Annotated in this window: 5 protein-coding genes; 3 read left to right on the top strand and 2 right to left on the bottom strand. The window is 70.1% G+C overall.

Annotation, left to right across the window (positions count from 1 at the left end):
* Window positions 1-372 precede the first annotated feature (372 nt).
* Both LLH23_13185 and LLH23_13180 read left to right on the top strand, forming a co-directional pair.
* On the top strand, window positions 373-2,196 hold the full coding sequence (locus LLH23_13185) for a CocE/NonD family hydrolase (GenBank protein MCE5239426.1): 1,824 nt from the start codon (window positions 373-375) through the stop codon (window positions 2,194-2,196).
* A 48-nt stretch (window positions 2,197-2,244) separates the two neighbouring features.
* On the top strand, window positions 2,245-4,641 hold the full coding sequence (locus tag LLH23_13180) for a hypothetical protein (protein MCE5239425.1): 2,397 nt from the start codon (window positions 2,245-2,247) through the stop codon (window positions 4,639-4,641).
* A 58-nt stretch (window positions 4,642-4,699) separates the two neighbouring features.
* Here LLH23_13180 and LLH23_13175 read toward each other — a convergent pair whose 3' ends face one another.
* Window positions 4,700-5,929, bottom strand: coding sequence for an amidohydrolase (locus tag LLH23_13175; protein ID MCE5239424.1), 1,230 nt, complete (start codon window positions 5,927-5,929; stop codon window positions 4,700-4,702).
* Between the two features lie 58 nt (window positions 5,930-5,987).
* Window positions 5,988-6,725, bottom strand: a complete 738-nt coding sequence (locus LLH23_13170) for an amidohydrolase (protein ID MCE5239423.1) — start codon at window positions 6,723-6,725, stop codon at window positions 5,988-5,990.
* A 172-nt stretch (window positions 6,726-6,897) separates the two neighbouring features.
* Between LLH23_13170 and LLH23_13165 the strand changes: the two genes are divergently transcribed.
* A complete protein-coding gene (locus LLH23_13165; protein ID MCE5239422.1) occupies window positions 6,898-9,588 on the top strand; it encodes a DEAD/DEAH box helicase in 2,691 nt (896 codons plus the stop codon).
* The last annotated feature ends 82 nt before the right edge of the window (window positions 9,589-9,670 follow it).

Here is a 9,670-nt window from a genome sequence, read left to right as displayed (position 1 = left end):
CCCCGCGCCACCCACGACCTATCAGCTCTGGGTGCGCAGACTCATGCCAGTCAGCATTGGCGCCCCGGGCGCCAACCAGGGCGTCTCCGCACCTCGACGTTGGCGGCGGGGTCCTCGTCGGCTGCGCCGACACCCCGCCCTGACCACCGCTGACCGTCCTGCCAGCAGCCTCACGCTACCCTGCGCGCCCTGCATCTGGCCCACTTCGTCGGGTGGGGAAGGAAGTACCCGAGGCCGGAACGCGAATAGAGCGGTGTCCGGATGGTCCTGCGTGGTCGGCAGTTCCGGCGGGCAGGTTGTTCGCCCACAATGACACGCAGCCCTTCGTGTGACACATGCCTCCGGCGAGGCCGCCAGAATAGGGAGAGTACCGTGGAACCACGACAGCCCGTCTTCCCCGAAGTCCTGATCCGCCCGCAGGTCCGCGTGCCGATGCGCGACGGCGTGGAGCTGGCGACCGACCTGTACTTCCCTGCCTGCGACGGCAAGGCCGTCGGCCCGCAGCCGGCGCTGCTGCTGCGTACGCCGTACAACAAGGGCGAGGCCAACAGCCCCCAGGCCATGCGCTGGGCGCGGCGGGGCTATGTCGTCGCTCTCCAGGACGTGCGCGGACGCTATGCCTCCGACGGGGTCTTCACCGCCTTCGCCCAGGAGGACGTGGACGGCTATGACGCCATCGAGTGGCTGGCGGCGCAGCCGGAGTGTGACGGGCGGGTCGGCACGTGGGGCGGTTCGTACTGCGCGGCGGACCAGGCGGCCGCCGCCACCCAGCGGCCGCCCCACCTGGCCGCCATGTGCCACTATTTCGGCTACCCCCACAAGTACCATGTCCTGCGCCAGGGCGGGGCGCTCGACGTGTTCTATATCTCGTACATGGTGATGATGGCCGGGGATGGCAAGGAGGCGCTGGCCGACCCGAGCGTCAAGCAGGCGCTGTACGACATGCGCTTCGAGGAGTGGCTGGCGCGCTGGCCGCTGCAGAAGGGACGCTCGCCGCTGGCGCTGGCGCCCTCGTATGAGGACCTGACCTTCGAGTTCATCCGGCGCGAGTGCCTCGACGACTTCTGGCTGCAGCCCAGCCTCGCCCCGGCGGCGTACCCCGAGCGCTGGCCGGACGTCCCGACGCTGCATATCTGCGGCTGGTATGACCACTACGCGTACGCTCACCCCGACACGCTGGTCTTCACGAAGCTGACCGAGATGGGCCACGAGAACCAGTACGTGATCTTCGGCCCGTGGACGCATGGCGACGTGGGCGCCAGGATCGGCGAGACGAGCTTCGGGGAGGCCTCGACGCTGCCGTCGCTGGCGCCGGACTACGAGCTGCGGTGGTTCGACCGCTGGCTCAAGGGCCTGGACGACGAGGGGGCCTTCGCAGCGCGGGTGCAGTACTTCGTCATGGGTGGCGGCAGTGGCGCGAAGACCGCTGACGGCCTGCTCGACCAGGGTGGGGCCTGGGCCCGGGCCGACCACTGGCCACCCGAGAGCCGCGAAGTCGCCCTGCACCTGCACGCCGGGGGCGGACTGAACGCCGACGCCCCGGCCGGGGACGAGGCCGCGAGCAGCTTCCGGGCCGACCCCGACCGTCCCGTGCCCAGCAGCACGGGCGTCTGCTACACCACCACCCGCCTCCGCGAGGGCGGCAACCGGCGCATCAGCACCAACGGGGCGTGGAACCAAGTCGAGGGCCCGCACCTGCATGGCTGCACGCCGCCGTTCCTGCCGCTGGCCGCGCGGGATGATGTGCTGGTCTTCCAGACCGAGCCCCTGCCTGAGGACCTCGTGGTGGCCGGCCACCCCGTCGTCGAGCTGTGGATCAGCAGCGACGCCCCGGATACCGACTTCGTCGCCAAGCTCGTGGATGTGCACCCCTCGTCGCCGGACTACCCGGCCGGCTTCGCGCTGGGGGTGTCTGAGGGCGTCCAGCGCGCCAAGTTCCGCCTCGGCTGCGAGCGGGAGGAGCTGCTCACGCCCGGCGAGGTCGTGCTGGTGCGGGTGCTGCTGCGGCCGCTGGCCAATCGCTTCGTGCAGGGCCACCGCCTGCGCCTGGACATCACGGGCAGCAGTTGGCCGCACTTCGATGTCAACACGCACACCGGCCGCAACCCCTCGACCGACTGGGAGCGGCGGGTGGCGATCAACACGATCCGTCACGACAGCAAGCACCCGTCGCGCCTGCTCCTGCCGGTCATGTGAACACGCAGCACCCACAGCCGCGCCATCCTGTTGCCCCAGGTGAAGGCCATGCCCGACCGCTTCGGAATGCACAACCCCGATCTGATTGACGCGCCCGACAAGCCGTTCAGCTACTTCACCAACCCCAATGATGTCCTGGGGGCCTTCGGGGCGCCGGTGGCCAGTGAGGTGACACCGGAGGGGTACGTGTTCACCGGCTTCGGCGAGCTGATGTTCTTCGTCGGCAACCCGCCCCGGGCGACCTGGCAGCGGCACCGCACGCTGCTGCGGGGGTGTCTGCCGGCGGTGGAGTACGACGTGTGCGAGGAGGACCTGCGGTATGACTTCCAGATGTTCGCGGCCGACCTGGGCGGGGGCCTCGAAGGGCTGCCGGTCAACTTCGTGCGGGTAACTGTCACGAACCCCACCGACGAGCCCCGGGCGGCGCACTTCTCGACCGCCTGGCGCTTCCGCGGGCCGGTCAACACGGCCTACACGGACCTGGCCGACTACCGCTTCGGGCAGGCGTTCGGCAACATGCCCGAGGCGCTGGTCGCCGGGCAGAACCGCTTCAACCCGGAGTGGGCGTACCGCTTCGCCGGCGACGCGCTCATCCGCGAGGGGAGGCTCATCCACACCTACCCCACCGCTCCCGCGCCGGCCCTGACGTCGCTGGCGCCGCGGGACAACGGCCTGCGCATGGTGCGCTACTTCTCCGGCGAGGTCGAGGGCAACCCGCACCCGACGCACCACTGCGACCCGCACACGCCGCTGGGCCTCGTCACCTACTGCCTGCCGCTGGCCCCCGGCGAGAGCCGCGCGTTGACCTACAAGCTGCCGATCGTCCCCCTGCCCGAGGACTCGCCGGAGGCGCAGCAGGTCCGGGAGGCCGACTACGACAGCGTCTTCGACGCGACCATGACCTTCTGGGAGGAGATGGTGCTGGAGCGGGCGCCGCTGCAGATCCCCGAACCGAAGGTGCAGGAGTACCTGATCGCCGGGACCATCGCCAACCTGCTGGCCATAGACCACGTGGATGGCGACACGATTGCCAATGTCAACAAGTTCCACTACCACGACTGGTACGGCGGCAGCGACCCCACGAACATGCTGCTGGCGATGGGCTACATGGGACTGACGGAGGTGACGCGGGAGGGGCTCCTGTACTGGCGCAAGATGCAGTTTCCCGACGGCAGCTTCCGCATGCACCGCCACCAGGAGGCCCGGTACTGGGAGCTGTTCGGGTGGAACCTGTGGGGGTGGACCAGCTACTACCGCCTCACGCGCGACCGGGAGTTCCTCGAGCGCGTGTACCCCGGCGTGGTCGAGGCGTGCGCCTGGCAGGAGCGGGAGACCGCACAGGACCCGCTGGGCCTGTGGCCGGTGGCGACCATCGGTGATGACGCCTTCCTCAAGGAGTGCCGCCAGACCGGGCAGCAGTTCTGGACGCTGGCCGGCCTGAAGTATGCGACCTTCCTGGCGCGCGAGATGGGCCGAACCGAGGACGCCGAGCGCTTCGCGGCTCAGTACGAGCGCTTCAACACGGCCTTCCAGCCGGCCCTGGACGCGCAAGTGGCGGAGACCGGCGGGTACATCCCGCCCGCGCTGGAGCGCACCACGGACGGCAACGACTGGGACAACCTGATGACGTTGTACCCCGAGGTGCTGTTCGACCCGCTGGACCCGCGTGTGGAGGCGACGCTACGGCATGTCCGGGACGAGTACGAGGAGGGCATCCTGCGCTACATCTGGCCCTCGGCGATCGCCCGAGACGGGGACAAGTTCTTCTTCAACGAGCAGCCGATGATGCACTACTGGCAGACCCCCAACAACACGCAGGTCTCGCTGGTGCGCGGGACGGCCTGGGATCAGGAGTGGGCACTCCAGGAACTGTACGCGCTGCTGCTGCACACCAGCTCGACCCACCTGCCCGGGGAGTTCGGCACCATCCCCTGGAGCACCCGCGAATGCAGCCACTGCTTCAACATCCTGCCCCAGGGCGTGACCATCGCCAAGACCATCGAGATCATCCGCAACATGCTGGTGCGCGAGCAGGGCGACGACCTGCACCTGCTGTCGGCGGTGTCGCCGGCGTGGGTGCAACCGGGGGAACGCCTCGCGGTGCGCGCGGCGCCGACGGCCTTCGGACCGGTGGACATGACCGTGACGGCGGCGGACGACCGGCTCACAGTGGCCCTGCCGACGGCCTTCCGCAACCCGCCAGAGCGGCTGTGGGTGCGCGTGCCATGGTTCCTCGACGTAGAGAAGGCCACCGTGGACGGCGCCACCGTGACGCCGGAGCAGGGGGAGGTACTGGTCCCGCCAGGGGGCGTGGAACTCGTCCTGTCCGGCACCGTCCGTCCGGACGCGCCGAGCCTGAGCTACGCGCAGGCCGTGGCCGACTACCAGCGAGAGTACCGGCGGCGCTGGGAGCACTTTCGGCGTACTGGCGAGCGGCTGCCCTGAGGGACGGCGGGCCGGCTGGTAGCCGGCCCCTCCGACGGCACGGCGACGGCGGCGAGGCTCAGACCGTCAACCGGTACAGCTCCACCGGGTTGTCCCACAGCCACGCATGGGCCACCTGGAGGGCCTGGGTCTCGGTCATCCAGCCCTGCTCCACACGCCCGGCCAGCACGGTCGCGATGTCCTCCAGCGCCAGTTGGAGGTGGCCGTACACCTTCTCCACGGGCTTGCCGTAGTCACCCCCGAAGCCGAGGATCTTGCTGAACGGGACCAGGTCGAGCCACTCGCTCAGCGCCGCCATGCTCATCTGCGGGGAGATGATGTGGCACCAGCACAGATTGAGCCACACGTTCGGGTAGCTCTTGGCGATGACGCCGATCTCGCGCAGCCACGGGATGCCGGCATGGTACAGGTCGAACCGCGTGCGGCGGTGGGCCAGGATCGTGGGGATCATGTGGCGCGGGTGCAGCGTCGTGAAGTCCTGCCAGTTCGTCCAGATGATGCCACAGTGCACGGCGACCGTCAGGTCCCCATCGGCGGCGAGTTCGAGGGTGCGGTGCTTCAGGAACGCCGCCAGCGCTGCCGCGTCGTGCTCCTTCCCCGCGCGCAGAGCGGTCCAGGCAGCTTCGGCGGCGGCTGGGTCCTCGGGCGGCAGTACCGCACTCATCATCTTGAGGCCGACCACGCCCTGCCGCTTCGCGCACTCCAGGTTGGCCTGCACGACCTCCAGGTAATCGGCCAGCGTGCGGACGCCTTGCAGACTGGCGCTCTCCCCCATCTCGTAGAGCCCCGGCACGCGCGCGAAGCTGTCCAGGGGCAGGATGGGCACAAGCAGGTCGCGGTTCGCCTCGGGCACGCGGCCGATCTGGGTCAGACACAGGCGAATGCGGCAGGCCTCGCGCATGACGCGCTCGTACAGGCCGGGCGTGTTGTTAGCCGCCATCCGCTCGCTGACGGCCTCGACGGTGTCGTCGGTGAGGTCATCGGCCTCGTAGAAACGCTGCAGGGCGTGTAGGATGGGCCGTGCGTATCCGGTGAACCGGATGCGCTCCCAGAAGGGCTTGACCAGCTCCCAGCGCTCCCGCAGGGCGACCGCGTGGTCCTGGGTGCGGTCATAGTCGGCCCGGCTCATGCCGGCCGTGATGAGGTCGTTGTGGGTGTAGTGGCCGAAGAGCGTGAGGGCATCCACAGGCTGCCCCAGGCGCACGCTCTCGGGCGGCAGATGCTCATGGCAGTCAATGATCTCCCAGGTGCGCATCTCGTCGAGCAGGCGCTGCTTGAGGTCGGGCATGGTAGGCCTCCGTGTGTCGTGCGTGGGGCGCGTGGGCGCGCGATCACGGTCCTCCGCGTTATGCCCCCAGCAACCCCGCCGCCGTCCCGCCCAGCACCATCGCCTCATCCTCCGACGTGAGCCCCAAGGCCCTGATCTGTCGCAGCGGCTCGGCGGCGGAGCTGACGAGGTCGGGCATGACGTGCGGGCCGTCGCTGCCCCACAGCAGGCGCGCCGCGCCAATCCGCCGCACACCTTCAGCGATGATCCAGGGCATCACGACCCCCGAAGCATCCACCCACACATTCGGACGCCGCTCGGCGAGCGCCAAGCACTCGCGCATCAGGAGCGGATCGGTGCACAGGTAGCGCCCGAAGTGAGCGACGATGAGCTTCGTATCTGGGAAGTCGGTCGCGAGGCGCTCGGCAGCTTTCAGGTCGCCGCCGAAGTCCACCAGGCACGGCACCCCCATGTCGCCCGCGAGGCGGAACACCGGGTCGGCGAGGTAGGTCGTCAGGCGGCACTCGCCGATGTGCAGCTTGATCCCCCGGAAGCCCAGGCGAATGGCCTCGGCCAGCTCGTCGATCACCGGCCGCTCATAGTGTGGCAGGGCGTAGGCGTACGGGATGAGCCGGTCGGGGAACTGCGCGACGGCGGCCGCGGCCATCTCGATGGCATGGCGAGTGTCGGTGGACATCGCGAAGACCACCGAGCGGTCAATGCCGACCGCGTCCATGACCTGCACGACGGTCTCGGCCGGGTACTCGGTGGCGGCGGCGTCTCCATGCTTGAGGTGGACATGTGCATCAATGACCATGCCGGAGGGATTGGCCGTCGGTGGGGGCGTCTCCTTCGTCGGCCACGCGCAAGACCGGGGGTGGCAGTGCCAGGCCTTCCGCAAGCGTCACGCAAGGCCGGCGATTGGCGCTTGACAGGCGAACGTTTGTTCGATACACTCCCGCCCGGTCTGGTCAAGGGAGGGAACCCCCATGCGCATCGCATCCCTCGAAGCCTACAACGCACCACCACAGTTGATCCGGGTCTGGGAAGAAGCGTACGGTCAGGAGTTGCTGCCGGTTCAGGAGGCGGCCGTGGCGCGCCATGGCGTGCTGGCCGGGCGGAACCTGATCGTGCAGGCGCCCACGAGCGCCGGCAAGACGTTTGTCGGCGAGATGGCCGCCACGCGGGCCGCGCTCGCCGGACGCAAGGTGCTGTACCTCGTCCCCACCAAAGCCCTCGCCGAGGACAAGTTCGCCCACTTCACCGCGCTGTACAGCTCCCTGGGCCTGCGTATCATCGTCACTACTCGCGACCGGCGGCAGGATGACCGCCGCTTCACCAGCGGTGACTTTGACATCGCCCTCGCCATCCCTGAGAAGGTCAGGGCGCTGTGGGCGCGCGGCGGTGTGTCGCAGTTCCTGGGCCTGGCGGTCATTGACGAGTTGCAGACGCTGTCCGAACCCGAGCGCGGCCCGTGCCTGGAGCTGCTGCTCGGAGAGCTGCGGCGGCTGGCGCAGGCCAAGCGAGGCGAGGGCCTGCAGATCGTCGGGCTGTCGGCGTGTCTCGGAGCCTCGCCGCGCCTGGCCGACTACCTGGGGGCAGAATGGCTGGAGACCAACGAGCGCCCGGTGGAGCTGCGCAAGGGTGTGCTGGTCGGCAACCACTTCTCCTATGTGGGCGCCCAGGGGCGCATGGTGGAGGAGCGGCTGGAGGGCTTCGCGGCGGCCGATGACGACAACGCGAACGATACGGCGGCCCGCCTCGCCCTGCACTTCGCCCGCCGCAAGGAGCCGACGATCCTCTTCGTCCGGGACCGGGCGACGGCACTGCGGCTGGCGCTGGCAGTGGCGGAGAGGCTGGAGGATGCCACCTCAGTAGTGCGGGCTTTCAGCCCGCAGAGGGGCGGAACGGACCAAGAGACCGGGGGCGGGGTGGAGGCCCGCACTGCTCGTGATGGGGAGGACGCCGGACCCCACGCGCTGGCCGACCTCGAGCGCACGGCCGTCCGCGAGCAACTGCAGCGGCTCATGGCGTGCGGCGTGGCCTTCCACAGCGCCGACCTGCAGTGCGAGGACCGGCGGGCGGTGGAGCAGGCCTTTGCCGCCGGGGAGGTGCTTGTGCTCTGCTCGACGCCGACGCTGGCGCTGGGAGTGAACCTCCCGGCCCGGAACGTCATCATCGACCCGCACGGCTGGCAGAGCGAGATCGCCGGCGCGCCCTCGGCCCTCTCCCCCATCTCGCGGGCAGACTTCGAGAACCGCGCCGGCCGTGCGGGGCGCCTCGGCTCCGGCGGCTTCGGGCGCGGCATTCTGCTGGCGGACTCCGACCTGGCCGCCGAGGCCCTCGCTGCGCGCTATCTCAGAAGCACCTTCAGCCCGCCGGAACCGGCGCTCATGGGGCTGCAGCCCGCCGAAGCAGCCCTGACCATCGCCGCCGGGGCCGCCATGCGCGGGGCGTCGCTGGATGAAGTCTATGCCGGGACGTTCAGCGCCTACCTCCAGAGCCGCGCGGAGCTGCCCGACAGCATCCGCGAGGTGCTGACCCGCTGCCGTGACAGCGGTCTCGTGCACACGATCGGGGCGCGCGTGGCGCCGACCTCGCTCGGGCAGCGGGCCGCGGCGGCGGGTGTATGCTTCGAGACATTCTGCTGGCTGGCCGCATGGGCCGCCCGGCCGCGCCCACCGACGGAGCTGGAGGCCACGTTCATCGCCGCCATGACGGCCGAGGCCCGCGAAGCCGGTCCCCCGGGCGGGGGGGGGCGCAGCGACTACCTGGAGGCCTTGCGGCGCCACGCGGGGGAGCTGGGGCAAGACGGCGAGTTGCTGGAGGAACTTCTGGGCGACCAGCGGCACGACTGGCGCGTGCGGGAGCGCGCCGCCCGCACGGTGCTGACGCTATACCGATGGCTGGGCAGCGAGGACACGTACGAGGTGGAACGCGGCGTGCGCCTGGCGGCGGCGCGCCTGGGGCACCTCGGGGAGGTCGTCGGGTGGCTGGTCGAGACGCTGGCGGACATCGGCCTCGAGCGCGGCTGGCGGGCGGCGAGCACCGAGGGCCTGCGTCGCCATGCCGAGTGCCTCGGCCACGGTCTCACGCCGGAGGAGTTGCCGCTCGCGCGGCTGACATGCTTCGGACTGGGGCGCGACCATGCCCGCCAGTTGGCGCAAGCGGGGCTGCAGGAGGCGCGGGAGATTGTGGCAGCGGGGCAGGAGCGCCTGGCGGAGATTCTGCCCGGGCGCGTGGCGCGTGAGGTGCTCGCGGCGGCACAGCGGCGAGTGGGTGGTCCGGGCCGTTCTGCACCACGCGACGTATCGGGCGGTCCTGGAAGTCCCGCCCCACGCGAGGCGGAAGCGCCTCCCCTGCCAGCGCTGGTGCTCAGCCACGACCGGCCCGACCTGGCGGTGTTCTTCGGGCAGCCGGTGCCGTTGCGGCCGGCGGAGTTCCGGCTGCTCCACACGCTGGCCGAGAAGCCCGGCAAGTGCGTCAGCTACGAGGTGCTCTATGACCGCATGTGGGGCGAGCCGCTGGCCGAGCCGGGGCAGATCTACGCCCACCGCAGCCGCCTGTGCGGCAAGCTCGCCCAGGCCTTCCCCGACCGCGACGCCCGAGAGATCGTCACGACCATCCCCAGGCATGGCCTGATGCTCAACCTACCCCCGCAGGAGGTGGTGCTGAGCTGACGGCGGGGGGGGTGTGACGAGGGGATGAGGGGATGAGGCGATGGGGAGATGAAGGGAGTCGTGGGGTGGCCGCCGTAGCGCG

This window comes from bacterium (genome assembly GCA_021372615.1).
Classification (GTDB): domain Bacteria; phylum Armatimonadota; class Zipacnadia; order Zipacnadales; family UBA11051; genus JAJFUB01.
This window is presented reverse-complemented; position numbering and strand designations above follow the sequence as displayed.

Coding starts and splice junctions, on each gene's coding strand:
- LLH23_13175 (MCE5239424.1), bottom strand. CDS start 5,929: ATGCCCGACCTCAAGCAGCGCCTGCTCGACGAGATGCGCACCTGGGAG.
- LLH23_13165 (MCE5239422.1), top strand. CDS start 6,898: ATGCGCATCGCATCCCTCGAAGCCTACAACGCACCACCACAGTTGATC.
- LLH23_13170 (MCE5239423.1), bottom strand. CDS start 6,725: ATGGTCATTGATGCACATGTCCACCTCAAGCATGGAGACGCCGCCGCC.
- LLH23_13180 (MCE5239425.1), top strand. CDS start 2,245: ATGCCCGACCGCTTCGGAATGCACAACCCCGATCTGATTGACGCGCCC.